The sequence below is a fragment of the Sulfitobacter sp. 15WGC genome (genome assembly GCF_005068605.1).
Lineage (GTDB): Bacteria > Pseudomonadota > Alphaproteobacteria > Rhodobacterales > Rhodobacteraceae > Sulfitobacter > Sulfitobacter faviae.
The window spans coordinates 128274-143860 of record NZ_SZNL01000007.1; the positions used below are offsets into that span (position 1 = coordinate 128274).

The 15587-nt window shown below is 63.6% G+C and carries 13 protein-coding genes and 1 pseudogene; 8 read left to right on the plus strand and 6 right to left on the minus strand.

Annotated features, from left to right (window positions below; all coding sequences use genetic code 11):
- Nucleotides 1-12: 12 nt before the first annotated feature.
- The 8 genes and pseudogenes from FCK22_RS08025 to FCK22_RS08060 all read left to right on the plus strand — a co-directional run bounded on the left by FCK22_RS08025 (nt 13) and on the right by FCK22_RS08060 (nt 8718).
- Nucleotides 13-1097 (plus strand): annotated as a pseudogene (locus FCK22_RS08025) (ABC transporter ATP-binding protein).
- Nucleotides 1097-2182 carry an ABC transporter ATP-binding protein gene (locus tag FCK22_RS08030; protein WP_067268461.1) on the plus strand — a complete coding sequence of 362 codons (1086 nt, stop codon included), beginning with the start codon at nt 1097-1099 and terminating at the stop codon, nt 2180-2182. Before FCK22_RS08025 ends, FCK22_RS08030 begins: the two are co-directional and overlap by 1 nt.
- Nucleotides 2179-3051: a sugar ABC transporter permease gene (locus FCK22_RS08035; RefSeq protein WP_067268460.1), complete on the plus strand. Its 873-nt coding sequence runs from the start codon at nt 2179-2181 to the stop codon at nt 3049-3051. The genes FCK22_RS08030 and FCK22_RS08035 overlap by 4 nt, the downstream gene beginning before the upstream one ends.
- Nucleotides 3051-3938: a carbohydrate ABC transporter permease gene (locus FCK22_RS08040; RefSeq protein ID WP_067268458.1), complete on the plus strand. Its 888-nt coding sequence runs from the start codon at nt 3051-3053 to the stop codon at nt 3936-3938. Before FCK22_RS08035 ends, FCK22_RS08040 begins: the two co-directional genes overlap by 1 nt.
- A gap of 15 nt (nt 3939-3953) precedes the next feature.
- Complete coding sequence (locus tag FCK22_RS08045; RefSeq protein ID WP_067268456.1) at nt 3954-4226, plus strand: DUF2160 domain-containing protein; 273 nt, start codon at nt 3954-3956, stop codon at nt 4224-4226.
- An 85-nt stretch (nt 4227-4311) separates the two neighbouring features.
- Nucleotides 4312-6009: an ABC transporter substrate-binding protein gene (locus FCK22_RS08050; RefSeq protein ID WP_136720367.1), complete on the plus strand. Its 1698-nt coding sequence runs from the start codon at nt 4312-4314 to the stop codon at nt 6007-6009.
- A 76-nt stretch (nt 6010-6085) separates the two neighbouring features.
- On the plus strand, nt 6086-7582 hold the full coding sequence (gene glpK, locus FCK22_RS08055) for a glycerol kinase GlpK (RefSeq protein WP_067268454.1): 1497 nt from the start codon (nt 6086-6088) through the stop codon (nt 7580-7582).
- A gap of 8 nt (nt 7583-7590) precedes the next feature.
- Entirely contained in the window at nt 7591-8718 is a 1128-nt protein-coding gene (locus FCK22_RS08060; protein ID WP_067268453.1) for an iron-containing alcohol dehydrogenase, read from the plus strand.
- Between the two features lie 32 nt (nt 8719-8750).
- Here FCK22_RS08060 and FCK22_RS08065 read toward each other — a convergent pair whose 3' ends face one another.
- Genes FCK22_RS08065 through FCK22_RS08090 form a run of 6 tightly spaced genes read right to left on the minus strand, consistent with a single transcriptional unit; the run spans nt 8751 to nt 15551 of the window.
- Complete coding sequence (locus tag FCK22_RS08065; RefSeq protein WP_067268451.1) at nt 8751-10145, minus strand: M20 family metallopeptidase; 1395 nt, start codon at nt 10143-10145, stop codon at nt 8751-8753.
- Complete coding sequence (locus FCK22_RS08070) at nt 10142-11731, minus strand: gamma-glutamyltransferase (RefSeq protein WP_067268449.1); 1590 nt, start codon at nt 11729-11731, stop codon at nt 10142-10144. Before FCK22_RS08070 ends, FCK22_RS08065 begins: the two co-directional genes overlap by 4 nt.
- A gap of 4 nt (nt 11732-11735) precedes the next feature.
- Nucleotides 11736-12731: an oligopeptide/dipeptide ABC transporter ATP-binding protein gene (locus FCK22_RS08075; protein ID WP_067268447.1), complete on the minus strand. Its 996-nt coding sequence runs from the start codon at nt 12729-12731 to the stop codon at nt 11736-11738.
- Nucleotides 12728-13726: an ABC transporter ATP-binding protein gene (locus FCK22_RS08080; RefSeq protein WP_067268446.1), complete on the minus strand. Its 999-nt coding sequence runs from the start codon at nt 13724-13726 to the stop codon at nt 12728-12730. Before FCK22_RS08080 ends, FCK22_RS08075 begins: the two co-directional genes overlap by 4 nt.
- A 3-nt stretch (nt 13727-13729) precedes the next feature.
- The gene (locus tag FCK22_RS08085) at nt 13730-14632 is read right to left on the minus strand and encodes an ABC transporter permease (RefSeq protein ID WP_067268444.1); all 903 of its coding nucleotides are present in this window, start codon (nt 14630-14632) and stop codon (nt 13730-13732) included.
- Between the two features lies 1 nt (nt 14633).
- On the minus strand, nt 14634-15551 hold the full coding sequence (locus tag FCK22_RS08090) for an ABC transporter permease (RefSeq protein WP_136720362.1): 918 nt from the start codon (nt 15549-15551) through the stop codon (nt 14634-14636).
- Nucleotides 15552-15587 lie beyond the last annotated feature (36 nt).

Here is a 15587-nt window from a genome sequence, read left to right on the forward strand (position 1 = left end):
GGGAGGTCGAACGTGAGTTTGATCCTGAAGAACGTGTCGAAGACGGTAGGCGGCCAAACGCATATCTACCCGACCGACCTGACCTTGGAAAAGGGCACGATGAACGTGCTTTTGGGCCCTACATCCTCGGGCAAGACGTCGCTGATGCGGCTGATGGCGGGGCTCGATGTGCCGGGCACGGGGCAGGTGATCTGGAACGGCGAAGACGTGACCGGCATGCGGGTGCAGGACCGCAAGGTCGCCATGGTCTATCAGCAGTTCATCAACTACCCCTCGATGACGGTTTACGACAACATCGCCTCTCCGATGAAGCTGGTGGGCAAGTCGAAGGATGAGATTGATCGTGCCGTCCGCGAAACCGCCGAGCTGATGCAGCTCACCCCGATGCTTGACCGCAAGCCGCTGGAGCTTTCGGGCGGCCAGCAGCAGCGCTGCGCCTTGGCACGCGCGCTGGTCAAGAATGCCGGGCTGGTGCTCTTGGATGAGCCGTTGGCCAACCTCGACTACAAGCTGCGCGAAGAACTCCGCGCCGAAATCCCGCGTATCTTTGAACGGGCTGGGTCGATCTTTGTCTATGCCACGACCGAGCCGGAAGAGGCGCTGCTTCTGGGCGGCAATACCGCGACGCTCTGGGAAGGCCGCGTTACGCAATTCGGCCCGACGCCGAGCGTCTACCGCCGGCCCGAGAATGCGACCACGGCGCGGGTGTTCTCTGACCCGCCGATGAACTTCCTCAGCATGACCAAATCGGGCGACACGCTGCGGTTCGACGGCGGTGAGATGGCGGCGCCCGCCACGATGGCGAGCTTGCGCGACGGCGAATATACCGCCGGTTTCCGCCCCAACCACCTCACGCTAAGCGCGCAGCGCCCGAGGCCATCGGCTTTGACGCGGTGCTGAACGTGACCGAGATCACGGGGTCGGAGACCTTTATCCACCTCGATTACCACGGCGCGAAATGGGTCGGTCTGGTGCATGGCATCCAGCATTTGCAGCCCGGCCAGCCCCTGCCGGTTTATCTGGACCCGGCGCATATCTACCTGTTTGACGCGAACGGGGCGCTCGTCTCGGCCGCGCCCTATGCGGAGGCGGCATAATGGCCAAGATCACGCTTGATAACCTCGCCCATTCCTATCTGCCCAATCCCAGCGGTGAGGATGATTTCGCCCTCAAGGAATTGAACCACGATTGGATCGACGGCGAAGCCTATGCGCTTCTGGGCGCCTCGGGCTGTGGGAAATCTACGTTGCTCAACATCATTTCGGGGCTTTTGCAGCCTTCGCAGGGGCGCATCCTATTCAATGACGTAGACGTCACCCATGCGCCGACCGCCGAGCGCAACATCGCGCAGGTTTTCCAGTTCCCGGTCGTTTACGACACGATGACTGTACATGACAATCTGGCCTTCCCGCTGCGCAACCGTGGCGCGGATGCCTCTTATGTTGCGTCCCGGGTCCAGCAGATCGCCAAGATGATCGGCATGGAGGATGAGCTGAACCGCAAGGCGCGGGGCCTCACAGCAGATGCCAAGCAGAAGATTTCGCTGGGCCGCGGCATGGTGCGCGAAGACGTGAACGCGCTCTTGTTCGACGAGCCGCTCACGGTGATCGACCCCCATATGAAGTGGGAACTGCGCACGCAGCTCAAATCGCTGCACCACGAATTCGGCCACACGATGATCTACGTCACCCACGACCAGACCGAGGCGCTGACCTTCGCCGATAAGGTGGTGGTGATGTATGATGGCCGCGTGGTGCAGATCGGCACGCCGCAAGAGCTTTTCGAGCGGCCTGCCCATACTTTCGTGGGCTATTTCATCGGCTCGCCGGGGATGAACCTCTTTGACGCGCAGATCGCGGGCAATGCGGCGCAGGTCGCGGGCACGAGTGTCAATTTGAACAAGACCTACGCCCCCAAGGGCCAGAAAACGCAACTGGGCGTCCGGCCCGAATTCGTTCGGATCAATGGCGAAGGTCTGGGCCTTCCGGCCAAGGTGACCCGTGTCGAGGATGTGGGCCGTCACAAGATCATCCGTCTCGACGTCGCAGGCCAGCAGGTCAGCGCCATCGCCGAAGAAGGCGCGTCGGTGCCGAGCGAAAACACCGCGATCAGTTTCGATCCGGCGGGCATCAACGTCTATGACGACGACTGGCGCATCAGCGCAGAGGGAGAGGCCGCATGAACAAGACCGTCAACCAAAAGGCATGGTTCCTTGTCCTGCCGGTGCTGATCCTCGTGGCCTTTTCGGCCGTGATCCCGCTGATGACCGTGGTCAACTACTCGGTGCAAGACACCTTTGGCCGGAACGAGTTTTTCTGGGCCGGGCTCGAGTGGTTTTCCGACATGCTCGACAGCGACCGGATGTGGGACGCGCTTGGCCGTCAGTTGATCTTCTCGGGCGTCATTCTGGCAATTGAAATCCCGCTCGGCATCTTTGTTGCGCTCAACATGCCGAAAAACGGGTTCTGGGCCAGCTTCTGCCTTGTCCTGATGTCCCTGCCGCTGCTGATCCCGTGGAACGTGGTCGGCACCATCTGGCAGATCTTTGGCCGGGTCGACATTGGCCTTCTGGGCTATACGCTCGACAAGCTGGGTATCACCTATAACTACACCCAAGACATCACTTCGGCGTGGATCACGGTTGTGGTGATGGACGTCTGGCACTGGACCTCTTTGGTGGCGCTCTTGGCCTATGCCGGTCTGCAATCCATTCCAGACGCTTACTATCAGGCGGCCAAGATCGACCAAGCCAGCCGTTGGGCCGTGTTCCGCTACATCGAACTGCCCAAGATGGCGGGCGTGCTGATGATCGCCATTCTGCTGCGCTTCATGGACAGCTTCATGATCTATACAGAGCCGTTCGTCGTGACCGGCGGCGGGCCGGGCAATGCCACGACCTTCCTGTCGATCGACTTGGTGAAAATGGCCATCGGCCAGTTTGACCTCGGCCCCGCAGCGGCGTTCAGCCTGATGTATTTCCTCGTGATCCTGTTGATTTCATGGGTGTTCTACACCGTGATGGTCAACCTCGACAAAAGGGATGGTGTGTGATGACCGACACAACCGTGCAAGCCCCCGGCGCCGCGCCCATTCCGGGTGACGTGACCGCTGCCAAACGCACCCGGCGCAGCCGCTTCCGGCCCAAGGGCTCGGTGGTGGTGATGACGCTGTACCTGCTGTTTCTGATGCTGCCGATCTATTGGCTCATCAACATGAGCCTCAAGACCAACGCCGAAATCCTCGGGTCCTTCTCGCTCTATCCGCGGGACCTGACGCTGGCGAACTATGCCAAGATCCTCACCGATCCGAGCTGGTACATGGGCTATGTGAACAGTCTGATTTATGTGGTGATGAACACGGTGATCTCGCTCGCCGTGGCGCTGCCGGCGGCCTATGCTTTCTCGCGCTACACGTTTCTGGGCGACAAACACCTGTTCTTCTGGCTGCTGACAAACCGCATGTCGCCGCCCGCCGTTTTCGCGTTGCCGTTCTTTCAGCTCTATTCTTCGGTCAATCTCTTTGACACGCATATCGCCGTGGCGCTGGCACACTGCCTGTTCAACGTGCCGCTCGCGGTTTGGATCCTCGAAGGTTTCATGCGCGGCGTGCCGAAAGAGATCGACGAGACGGCCTACCTCGACGGCTATTCCTTCCCGCGTTTCTTTATCCGCATCTTTACCCCGCTGATCGCCAGCGGCATCGGGGTCGCGGCCTTCTTCTGCTTCATGTTCTCATGGGTGGAACTGCTCTTGTCGCGCACGCTGACCTCCGTCGACGCCAAACCCATCGCCGCCACCATGACCCGTACGGTCTCCGCTTCCGGCCTCGACTGGGGCGTCTTGGCCGCGGCGGGTGTGCTGACCATCGTGCCGGGCGCGCTGGTGATCTATTTCGTCCGCAACTACATCGCCAAGGGCTTTGCCCTCGGGCGGGTATAAGAGAGGAGACCGCCCATGTCTTGGATGGCTTGGACCATGCCCACCGCGATCTTCTTCGGTGTCATCGCGCTGTTACTCGTGACCTTCACGATCCTCGCGATCAAATTCCCTGAGACGCCCCGTGTGGGCATCCTCAGGATTGAGACAACCCGTGGTGACCGTCTGTTCATCACGCTTCTCGGCTCGGCCTTTATCAATTTGATCTGGCTGGGTTTCGAGGCGGGTCCGCAGCCCTATGCGCTGCTGGTCTGCCTTGCCTATGCCGCAGCCGTATTTCGCTGGGTCTAGGCGCTATCACGGCGGACCCCGGGCAACCGGGGCCGCCATACGACACGACCAAATGTCTAGGGAGGACATAATGAAACGATCTGTCATGAAATCGAGTACCGCTTTGGCGGTCACGCTCGGTCTGCTCGCCGGGCCAGCATTCGCGGATATGGAAGCCGCGAAGAAGTTCCTCGACGAGGAAATCGAACGCTCCGCGCTGAGCCGCGAAGAGCAGGAAGCGGAGATGCAATTCTTCATCGACGCTGCCGAGCCGTTCAAAGGCATGGACATCAAAGTCGTGTCCGAGACCATCACCACCCACGAATATGAAGCCAATGTGCTGGCGCCGGCCTTCAGCGCGATCACCGGCATCAACATCACCCACGACCTGATCGGCGAGGGCGACGTGGTTGAAAAGCTGCAAACGCAGATGCAGTCGGGCGAGAACATCTACGACGCCTATATCAACGACTCTGACCTGATCGGCACCCACTGGCGCTACAAGCAGGCGCGCAGCCTGACCGATTGGATGGCGAACGAAGGCAAGGACGTGACCAACCCCGGTCTCGATCTCGATGACTACATCGGCCTTGATTTCACCACCTCGCCCGATGGCGAACTGTATCAGCTGCCCGACCAGCAGTTCGCGAACCTTTACTGGTTCCGCCAGGACTGGTTCACCGATCCTGAGTTGATGGCCGAGTTCAAAGAGAAATACGGCTATGACCTGGGCGTGCCGGTCAACTGGTCCGCTTACGAAGACATCGCCGAATTCTTCACCGGCCGCACCATCGACGGCGTCGAAGTCTACGGCAACATGGACTACGGCAAGAAAGACCCGAGCCTTGGCTGGCGCTACACCGATGCGTGGCTCTCCATGGCGGGCGGCGGCGACGTGGGTGAGCCCAACGGCCTGCCGGTCGACGAATGGGGCATCCGCGTTAACGAAAACTCGCAGCCGGTCGGTTCCTGTGTGACCCGTGGTGGTGCCACCAACGATGCGGCGGCGGTCTATGCGATCACCAAGTCCATCGAATGGCTTGAGAAGTACACGCCCCCCGCAGCCGCTGGCATGACCTTCGGCGAAGCCGGTCCGGTGCCCGCGCAGGGTGCCATCGCCCAGCAGATGTTCTGGTACACCGCCTTCACCGCCGACATGGTGAACGACAGCGCCAAGGCCGTGCTGAACGAAGATGGCACGCCCAAGTGGCGCATGGCCCCCAGCCCGCATGGCGCCTACTGGAAAGAAGGCCAGAAGGTTGGTTATCAAGACGTGGGCAGCTGGACGCTGATGGAAAGCACGCCCGTCGACCGCGCCAAGGCCGCATGGCTCTATGCGCAGTTCGTGACCTCGAAAACCGTGGACGTGGAAAAGGCCCATGCCGGTCTGACCTTCATCCGCGAGTCGACCATCCAGCACGACAGCTTCACCGAACGCGCGCCGAAACTCGGCGGTCTGGTGGAATTCTACCGTTCGCCCGCGCGCACCGCATGGTCGCCCACAGGGACGAACGTGCCGGATTACCCCAAGCTGGCGCAGCTGTGGTGGCAGAACATCGGCGACGCGATGTCGGGTGCGAAAACACCTCAGGAAGCGCTCGACAGCCTCTGCGCCGAGCAGGAAAAGGTCATGGAACGTCTTGAGCGCGCAGGCGTCCAAGGTGATCTGGGTCCGAAAATGAACGAAGAGCGTGAAGCCTCCTACTGGCTTGAGCAGGAAGGTTCGCCCGTTGCCAAGCTCGACAACGAAGACCCCGAGCCCGAGACCATCAGCTACGAAGAGTTGATCAAGTCCTGGCAGTAAGCCAAACTTTCGGGGGCCGGGACGCAGCAGCGTTCCGGCCCCTTTTTCGTTTCATCCAACATCCGGGGGCCGCGCCATGACCCATATCCTCGCCATTGATCAGGGAACCACCTCCTCGCGGGCGATCATCTTTGACGGCGACATGAAGGTCGCCGCCACGGCCCAAGAAGAGTTCCCGCAGCATTTCCCTCGCTCCGGCTGGGTTGAGCATGATCCGGGCGATCTGTGGTCGACCACCGCTGGCACCTGCCGCGCGGTGATCGAAAAGGCCGGTCTGCGCCCCGATGACATCGCCGCCATCGGCATCACCAACCAGCGCGAGACGACGCTGGTCTGGGACGCGAAAACCGGCAAGCCGGTCCATAACGCCATCGTCTGGCAAGACCGCCGCACCGCCGATTTCTGCCGCGCGCTGCGCGAAAGCGGCGACGACAAGATCATCACCGAACGCACCGGCCTTCTGGCCGATCCCTATTTCTCGGGCACCAAGCTGAAATGGATCCTCGACAATGTCGAAGGCGCGCGCGAACGGGCGCGGGCGGGCGAGCTGCTTTTCGGCACCGTCGACAGCTATCTAATCTGGAAGCTCACCGGCGGCGCGCGACATGTGACTGATGCCACCAATGCCGCCCGCACCATGCTCTATGACATCCACAAAGGCCGCTGGAGCACGACGATCTGCAAGATGTTCGACGTGCCGCTCGAAATGCTGCCCGAGGTGCAGGACTGCGCCGCCGATTTCGGCACCACGCGGCCCGACCTCTTTGGCCGCGAGATCCCAATCCTCGGCGTCGCGGGCGACCAGCAGGCCGCGACCATCGGGCAGGCCTGTTTCCAGCCCGGCATGATGAAATCGACCTATGGCACCGGCTGTTTTGCCCTGCTGAACACGGGCGAGACGGCGGTGACCTCGACCAACCGGTTGCTCACCACCATCGCCTACCAGCTTGATGGCAAACCGACCTATGCGCTCGAAGGCTCGATCTTCGTCGCCGGGGCCGTGGTGCAATGGCTGCGCGACGGGCTCAAGATGATCCGCGAGGCGGGCGAGACTCAGGCTCTGGCCGAGCAGGCCGATCCGCATCAGAACGTGGTGCTGGTGCCTGCTTTCGTGGGCCTCGGCGCGCCCTATTGGAACGCCGAATGCCGCGGCGCGATCTATGGGCTGACGCGCAACTCCGGCCCTGCGGAGCTCGCGCGGGCGGCTCTCGAAAGCGTGGGCTACCAGACCCGCGACCTTTTGGAAGCCATGCAGGCCGATTGGGCCGCCCAAGGCCAGCCGGGCGAGATTGCGACCCTGCGCGTCGACGGCGGGATGAGCGCCAGTGACTGGGCGATGCAGTTCCTCTCGGACGTGATCGGCGCCTCGGTGGACCGCCCCGATGTGCTGGAGACTACCGCGCTTGGGGCCGCGTGGCTGGCCGGGCAGCGGGCGGGCATCTACCCCGATATGGAGGGTTTCGCCCGCGAATGGGCGCTCGACCGGCGGTTTGAAACCCAGATGGACGAGGCCGCGCGCGAAGAGAAATACGGCGCTTGGCAGCGGGCTGTTCAGGCGACGTTGCAGTTCTGATGCAGAGGATGTCCCCTTTCGGTTTCGCCACCGCCGGGCGCATCCGCTTTGGGCGCGGGGTCGCGGGTGAAGCGGCCTCAGCCGCGCGGGGTTATGGACGGCAGGTGCTTTTGCTGCGCGGCGGTTCGGTCGCATGGGTCGATGAACTGGTGCGCGATTTGGCGGCGGCGGGCTGCGAGGTGAGCCAGTTGCGCAGCAGTGGCGAGCCGTCGGTCGACGACGTGCGCGCCGCCGTGGCGGCGGGGCGCGGCGCGGATGTGGTGCTGGGCGTGGGCGGTGGCGCGGTGATCGATCTTGCCAAGGCGGCAGCGGCGTTGATCCCGTCGGAGTGCGACGTGATGGAGCATCTCGAAGTCGTGGGCGGGGGCAGGCCCTTGCAGGCCGACCCGCTGCCGATGATCGCGATCCCTACCACCGCAGGCACCGGAGCCGAGGTGACCAAAAACGCCGTCATCGCCGTGCCGGAGGCCGCGCGAAAAGTCAGCCTGCGCGACGACCGTATGCTGCCGCGTCTGGCCTTGGTCGACCCGGCGCTGACCGATGGCGCGCCGCGTGGGGTGACCTTGGGCTCCGGCCTCGACGCGCTGGTGCAGGTGATCGAGCCCTATCTGTCCAGCAAAGCCAACCCGCTGACAGATGCGCTCTGCCGCGCCGCGATCCCGCAGGGCATCACCGCGCTTAAACGTCTGGCTGCGGGAGAGGATCCAGCCGCGCGGGATGCGCTGGCCTATGTCAGCCTCTCGGGCGGTTTGGCACTGGCCAATGCGGGCCTCGGGGCCGTGCATGGGCTGGCAGGTGTGATCGGCGGGCGTTTCGGCGCGCCGCATGGGCTGATCTGCGGGCGGCTGTTGGGGCCGGTTCTGGCCGCGAACGCGGATGCGCTCGGGGTCTCGGCCCGCTTCACGGAAGTGCAGATGTGGCTCTCCGATGGGTTCGACCTGCCTGAGGAAGGCACGTTCGACGCGCTGACCGCCTTGCTCGATGATTGGGGGCTGGAGCGGTTGAACCAATGGATCCCCGAAGATGCGGATCTGGGCGAGACGGCCCGCGAGGCGGCGGCCTCTTCCTCCATGCGTGCGAACCCTTGCGTGCTTGAGGCGGAAACCCTCGAAGCCTGCATCCGCGCAGCAATGTAGCGGGCAGGGGCCACGGCCCCCGCCCGGCAGTTTTAGGCGGCGCGCGGCGGCGTATTGCCTTCGCCCAAGTCCCAGAACACGCCCGCCATCACCCGCAGCGCATCGCGGCAGACGGGTTTCAGCACATGTTCATCCGGCGCGTGCTGCGAACAGCTGCGGTAGGAATGCGGCACCCAGACGGTGGGCAGACCCAAGATATCGCTGAAACTGTCATTAGGCAGCGAGCCTGCGAGGTTGGGCAGGATATGCGGCGCTTTCCCGGCGCTTTTCGTCAGAGAGTCGGCCACGAATTTGACCCAAGGGTGATCCGCATCCAGCCGCGTCGCGCGGAAAAAGCCGCGGTCATGCGGTTCGATCCGGACATCCTCGAACCCCTGTTTATCAAGGTGCCGGCGCAGGGCGGGCAGGATGTCTTCGGGGTCGGTGCCGACCACATAGCGCAATTGGCAGGTGGCCGTCGCATGGGCCGAGATCGCGTTGACCGGCGCTTCGGGCACGCCGCTTTTCATCGCGAGGATGGCAAAGCTGTTCCAGCCGTAGGCGCGCTCGACCGGGGTCAGGTCTTCTTCGCCCCAATCGCTGTCGATGGCGGGGCCATCGTCGCTTTCGATCGGCAGATCTTTCAACGCCGCGCGGACCGAGGGGGTCAGGCTGTCGGGCCGCCACTCGGGGATCTGGATTTGTCCGCGTTTGTCGGTGATGGTCGACAGGGCCTGCGCCAAGATCATTGCCGGATCGGCAAGCAAGCCACCCCAGTTGCCCGAGTGATGCGCGCCTTCGCGTTTGTCGACGATCAGATCAAACGACACGCCCCCGCGCGAGCCCATGAACATGGTCGGCACTTCAGGTTGCAGCCGCGGCCCGTCCGAGGCGATGAGCACGTCGGCGGTCAGTTCCTCGCGGTGTTCGGCAAAGAACTCGGGCAGGCCCGCGCTGCCGGTCTCCTCGCTCATCTCGATCACGATGCGGCAGTTGAAGCCGAGCTTGCCGCGGGTTTTCAGCACGGCTTCGATGGCGGCGATGTTGATCAGGTGCTGGCCCTTGTTGTCGGCGGTGCCGCGGCCATAAAGCTTGTCGCCCTCTTCGACCAGTTTGAAAGGATGCAGCCCCTCGCGCCACTGGTCGGTCTGGGCGCGGATCACGTCGCCGTGGCCATAGGTCAGCACGGTCGGCAGGTCATCCCCCTCGCGGCGCTCGCCCACCAGAAAGGGGCCGCCGCGCGGGTCGGGATTGTCGTGAAAGCTGCAGGCAAAGCCCATCGCCGTCAGCCGCGGCTCCATCGTCTCGACCAGATAGCGTTTCAGTTCGGGGGCTTGGTCAGGGTTCTGGCTCTCGGTCTCGTACGAGACGAGGTTGGCCAGTTCGGCTTGGAATGTCCCCTCATCGAAATAGGTCGAGATCGCTTCGATCGCTTGATCGCGGGTCATGCTTCAATGTCCTTTGTCATATCTTCGGAAATGGCGTCGCCCCAAGGCGACATAATCTCGGTGCAGCCGGAATTCTGCCCGCCCGCGCGCATCACGCCTGCGGGGCAGGCGAAAGCGTAGGGGAAGATCGTGCGTTTGGTCTCGGCGACCTCATTGTTCTCGCGCAGCCGGTCGAGCACATCGCGCGGCAGGCTTTCATCGGCGATGAGCTGGTTGGCGTCCGAAGCGTCAATGCGCGGCGCGTGGAAACTGTCTTCGAGCGACATGTCAAAATCGGTGACAAAGGAGGACAGTTGCGCCACCGCGCCCAAAATCTTGCGCCCGCCGGAAGCGCCGAAGGCAAAGCGTTTGTCGCCCTGTTCGCCGATCACCGGGCAGACGTTCATCAGGCAGCGCTTGTTCGGGCCCAGCGAGTTCGGGCGGCCCTGAACCGGGTCGAACCACATGATGCCGTTGTTCATCAAAAAGCCGGTGGAGGGAGAGACGACGCGGGAGCCGAAGATCGACAGGAGCGTCTGCGTCTGCGCCACCATATTCCCGTGACGGTCGACGACCGAGAAATGCGTGGTGCAGCCCGGTGCCTCGGGGCTTTCGCCGGTGTCGCCCATGGAGCCCAGACGGCGGGCATAGGCGCCTTTGAGCGCCTCGGCCATGGCGGCATAGCTGTCGGGGCCGGGGACGTTCCCGAGGTCTTCGGTCGCGAGGGAAGCAAAGGTGTCGCGGAAGGTCGGCCCGGCGGTCAACCCCGGCACAACATGGAAGCGCGCGTCGCGGTAGGCAAAGTCGAGCGGCGCGCTGAACTCGGCGCGGTAGGCTTGCAGGTCGTCGTGGCTGAGGCAGCCGCCCTTGTCCTGCACATCCCGCGCCATCGCGGCCCCGAGGTCACCATCATAGAGCGCGCGCGCCCCGTGCCGCGCGATCTGGTCAAGACTGTCGGCCATGCGCGATTGGTCCAGCCGTTTCTCGGCCAGCGCGGTCCAGCCGCTGATCGTCGGCCACTGCCCGTCTTCCAGAAAGAGGTCCGCGGCATCCGCATCCTGCGCAAGGGCGCGCGTGCAAGAGGCGATGACCAACGCGGCATACCAATCCACCAACAGACCCTTGCGGGCATGTTCAACCGCTGGGGCAAGCAGCTCGGCCCAAGGCATCTTGCCGAAACGTTCATGCGCTTGGCCCAGCCCGTCGACCACGCCGGGCACGGCGATGGCGGTGGCGCCTTGGACGTTGCGGTCCCCCTCCACATGCTCCCACGGGAAGAGATCGCCCGCCTTGCCCCGCCCGCTCAGCGGATAATTCGCCGGATCAAGCGCGCCGGGGCTGCGCATGCCGTGGTTCAGTGCATGGGCTTGGGCTTCCTCGGCGCGCCAGAGCATCATCGCCCCGCCGCCCGCAGGGCCGCTCATCCAAGGTTCCAACACGCCGATGACGAAAGAGGTGGCCACAGCCGCATCCACCGCATCGCCCCCTGCCGCAAGCACCTCGGCCCCCGCGATTGCTGCCAACCGATGCTGCGCGGCGACGACGCCATGTTCGGTTTCGATGACGGTTTTGCGGGTTTGACTGCTGTGCGACAGGTTCGATGACATGGGATTACTCTTGTTCGTACATGGGGGTTTCCGGATCGTGCAGATGGCAGGCGACATGCCCCTGCGGGATCGGGGTGTGACGCGGCGCCTTTTGCTTGCACAGATCCGTCGCGCGCGGGCAGCGCGGGTGAAAATGGCAACCGGGCGGCGGCGCGATCGGGTTCGGGTAGGCCATGCCAAGCTGCGTGTCCGGCACGCCCAAACCGGGTTCGGGCGTCAGCACGGATTTCAAAAGCGCCTTGGTGTAAGGGTGACGCGGCGCGTCAAAGAGCCCGGCGACCGAGTTCTGCTCGACGATCTCGCCCAGATACATCACCGCCACGCGGGTGGCGAGATGTTCGACCACCGCCAAATCATGGCTGATGAAGAGATAGGTCAGGCCGAACTCCTCGCGCAGCTCGCCCAGCAGGTTGAGGATCTGGCTTTGCACCGACACATCCAGCGCCGAGGTCGGCTCATCGCAGATCACCACCTCGGGCTTCATGATGAGCGCGCGGGCAATGGCCACACGCTGGCGCTGGCCGCCCGACATCTGGCTGGGGTAGGTGTTGATCACCCGTTGCGGCAGGCCCACCACGTCGAGGATCTCTTTGACCTTTTTCTTGCGGCTCTCCTCGTCACCGATGTTGTGCACCCGCAGCGGCAGAGAGATCACGTCATAGATGCTCTTGCGCGGGTTGAGCGAGGAATAGGGGTCCTGAAAGATCGGCTGGATCCGCCGCGCCAGCGCCAGACGGCCCTGCTGCGTGATCTCTTCGCCGTCGATCTTGACGTGACCGGCGGTCGGCTGCTCCAGCCCCAAGAGGATTTTGGCGAGGGTGGATTTGCCGCAGCCGGATTCACCGACGAGGCCCAGCACCTCCCCCTTGCCCAATTGTAGCGACACGTCATTCACCGCCGTGAGCGGTTTGACCTTGCCGAACATGCCCTGTTTCACCCGGTAGGTCTTGCTGACGCCGGAAAGCTCCAGCACCGGGGGTGTGTTTACGCTGTCCTTCATACGGTCAGCTCCTTCTCGGACTGGCGTTTGCCATCGGGGAAAATGCAGCGGAAGGCGTGGTTGCCGTCCTCGCGTTTGGGAATGTCGCCACGGCATTCGGCGACGGCATGGGGGCAGCGGGTACGGAAGACGCAGCCCTCAACCTCGCCCACGAGCGAGGGCACGATGCCCGGGATCGTGCCCAGTTTCGCGCCGCGGTCGGTCTTGCCGGGCAGCGGGATGCAGCGCAGCAGTCCGCGGGTGTAGGGGTGCGAGGGCGCGTTGAAGATGTCTCCGACCGGGCCGGTCTCGACCAGTTCGCCCGCATACATCACCGCGACCTTATCGGCCACCCGCGCCACGACGCCGAGGTCATGGGTGATCAGGATCACGGCCATGTTCATCTCGCGCCCCAGATCGTGGAGCAGTCGCAGGATCTGCGCCTGAATGGTCACGTCGAGCGCGGTGGTCGGCTCGTCCGCGATGATCAGTTCCGGCTCGCACATAAGCGCCATGGCGATCATCACGCGCTGGCGCAACCCGCCCGAGAGCTGGTGCGGGTACTGCGACAAACGGCTCTCGGCGGCGGTGATGCCGACCTTTTCCAAAAGCTCGATGGCCCGGTCCCGCGCCTGCTGGCGGCTGACCTTGCGGTGCAAGAGCAGCGCCTCGGCCAATTGGTCGCCGATGGTGTAGGCGGGGTTGAGCGAGGTCATCGGCTCTTGGAAGATCATCGACATCCGCGCCCCGCGCAGCTTGCGCATCTGGCCTTGGCTGGCGGTGGTCAACTCGGTCCCGTCAAAGGTCATCCGATCTGCGCGGCGTTTGATGGATTTGCCCAAGAGCCCCATCAGCGCCAGCGAGGTGAGCGATTTGCCCGAGCCGCTTTCGCCGACGATGCACAGGGTTTCGCCACGGTTAAGGTCGAAGTCGATCCCGCGCACCGCATGCAGGGTGCCGCCGCCCGTGGGAATGTCGAGCCGCAGGTTGCGGACGCTCAGAAGTGGTTCTGTCATGGGTCAGCTCCGGTTTTCGGGGGCGGTGACGTCGCGCAGACCGTCACCCATCAGGTTGATCGCCAGCACCAGCACGAAAAGCACGGCGCCCGGGATCAGCACGAGCCACGGCTCGAACAGCATCATGTTCTTACCTTCGGAGACCATGAGCCCCCAGCTCGGCGTCGGCGGTTGCACCCCAAGGCCGAGGAAGGACAGTGCGGCTTCCAGAAGGATCGCATGGGCCATCTCCAGCGTCACGACGACGATCAGGTTGTTGGCGATGTTGGGCATGATCTCGGACAAGAGGATGCGCGGGGTGGAGGCGCCGATGACCTGTGCCGCGGCAACATATTCGCGCCGCCGCACCTGCATGGTCGAGGCGCGCATGACCACCGCGAAACGGTCCCACAGGAGCAGGCCCAGCACCATGATCACCACTTGCAGCGATCCGCCAAGGATCGCCACCACGGCCAGTGCCACCAGTACCACCGGCATCGCCAGACGCACGTTGATGAGGAAGGTGACGACCGCGTCGACCTTGCCGCCGAAATAGCCCGCAGCCACGCCCATGGCGGTGCCGATCAGGCCCGAGATGAGCGCCGCCACGGCCCCGATCAGCAGCGAAATCCGTGCACCGTAGATGAGGCGCGACAGGTAATCGCGGCCCAGATGGTCGGTGCCCAAGGGATGCTCCCATGTGCCGCGCATGAACACGGGAGGCTCCATCCGGGTCATCAGACTTTGGGCATAGGGATCATGCGGTGCAATCCAGGGCGCGAGGATCGCGATGATCGTGAGGATGATCAGAACGACCGCCCCGATCAGCAGACCTTGGTGCCCAAAGATGCGCTTGCGCAGCATCTGGCCGGGGGTCGGGCCGGTGATTTCGTCCAAAAGGCTGTCATGTGTGCTTGCCGTGGCCATGTCAGCTGCTCCTCATGCGGGGGTCGAGCCATGCGTTCAGCACGTCTGCGAGGAAGGTGAAAACAATGTAGAACATCGAGAAGATCAGGATCAGCGCCTGCACCGTGGGCAGGTCGTTACGCGCGATGCTCTCCCACGCCAGATAGCCCGCGCCATGCAGCGCGAAGATCGACTCGACCACGATGGAGCCACCCAGCATGAAGCCCATCTGCACGGCGGCGAGGCTGACCACCGGGATGATCGCGTTGCGCAGCGCATGGCGGAACAGCACCCGGCGCTCGTTCGCGCCCTTGGCCCGCGCGGTGCGGATGTAGTCGGAGTTCAACACGTCCAGCATGCCCGCGCGCGTGAGACGCATGATGGCGGGCATGGCGTAATAGCCCAACACCACGGTCGGCAGGATGAAATGCCGCCATGTGTCGGTGCCCGAAGGCGGCAGCCAGCCCAGTTGGATGGCGAAGACCACGATCAGGATGAGGCCGAACCAGAAGCTCGGCATCGCCTGACCGGCAACCGAGATGAAGAGCGCCACACGGTCGATGATCGAATTGGGGCGGATCGCGGCGACCACGCCCAAGGGCACGGCGGTCAGCAACGCGAAGGTGATCCCGCAGACGCCGAGCGTCATGGTCACGCTCAATCGGTCGGCGATGAGCGAGGCGACGGGCAGGCGGAAATAGTAGCTTTCGCCGAAATCGCCCTGAAGGGCCGAGAACAGCCATTCGCCATACTGCACCAGCATGGGCCGGTCAAAACCATAGAGACGGCGCAGGGCCTCGATATCTTCGCCACTGGCGGTTTCACCGGCCAGCGCGGCGGCGGGGTCGCCCGACAGGAACAGCAGGCTAAAGCTGATAAACGACACGGTGAAGGCCACGAGAAGGGCCAGTCCCAATCGTTTGAGAATGAATTGAAGCACGGGTGCAACTACCTTGAGGCTGCGCCGCAGGCGAGG

Coding starts and splice junctions, on each gene's coding strand:
- FCK22_RS08030 (WP_067268461.1), top strand. CDS start 1,097: ATGGCCAAGATCACGCTTGATAACCTCGCCCATTCCTATCTGCCCAAT.
- FCK22_RS08045 (WP_067268456.1), top strand. CDS start 3,954: ATGTCTTGGATGGCTTGGACCATGCCCACCGCGATCTTCTTCGGTGTC.
- glpK (WP_067268454.1), top strand. CDS start 6,086: ATGACCCATATCCTCGCCATTGATCAGGGAACCACCTCCTCGCGGGCG.
- FCK22_RS08035 (WP_067268460.1), top strand. CDS start 2,179: ATGAACAAGACCGTCAACCAAAAGGCATGGTTCCTTGTCCTGCCGGTG.
- FCK22_RS08050 (WP_136720367.1), top strand. CDS start 4,312: ATGAAATCGAGTACCGCTTTGGCGGTCACGCTCGGTCTGCTCGCCGGG.
- FCK22_RS08070 (WP_067268449.1), bottom strand. CDS start 11,731: ATGTCATCGAACCTGTCGCACAGCAGTCAAACCCGCAAAACCGTCATC.
- FCK22_RS08085 (WP_067268444.1), bottom strand. CDS start 14,632: ATGGCCACGGCAAGCACACATGACAGCCTTTTGGACGAAATCACCGGC.
- FCK22_RS08075 (WP_067268447.1), bottom strand. CDS start 12,731: ATGAAGGACAGCGTAAACACACCCCCGGTGCTGGAGCTTTCCGGCGTC.
- FCK22_RS08040 (WP_067268458.1), top strand. CDS start 3,051: ATGACCGACACAACCGTGCAAGCCCCCGGCGCCGCGCCCATTCCGGGT.
- FCK22_RS08080 (WP_067268446.1), bottom strand. CDS start 13,726: ATGACAGAACCACTTCTGAGCGTCCGCAACCTGCGGCTCGACATTCCC.
- FCK22_RS08065 (WP_067268451.1), bottom strand. CDS start 10,145: ATGACCCGCGATCAAGCGATCGAAGCGATCTCGACCTATTTCGATGAG.
- FCK22_RS08060 (WP_067268453.1), top strand. CDS start 7,591: ATGTCCCCTTTCGGTTTCGCCACCGCCGGGCGCATCCGCTTTGGGCGC.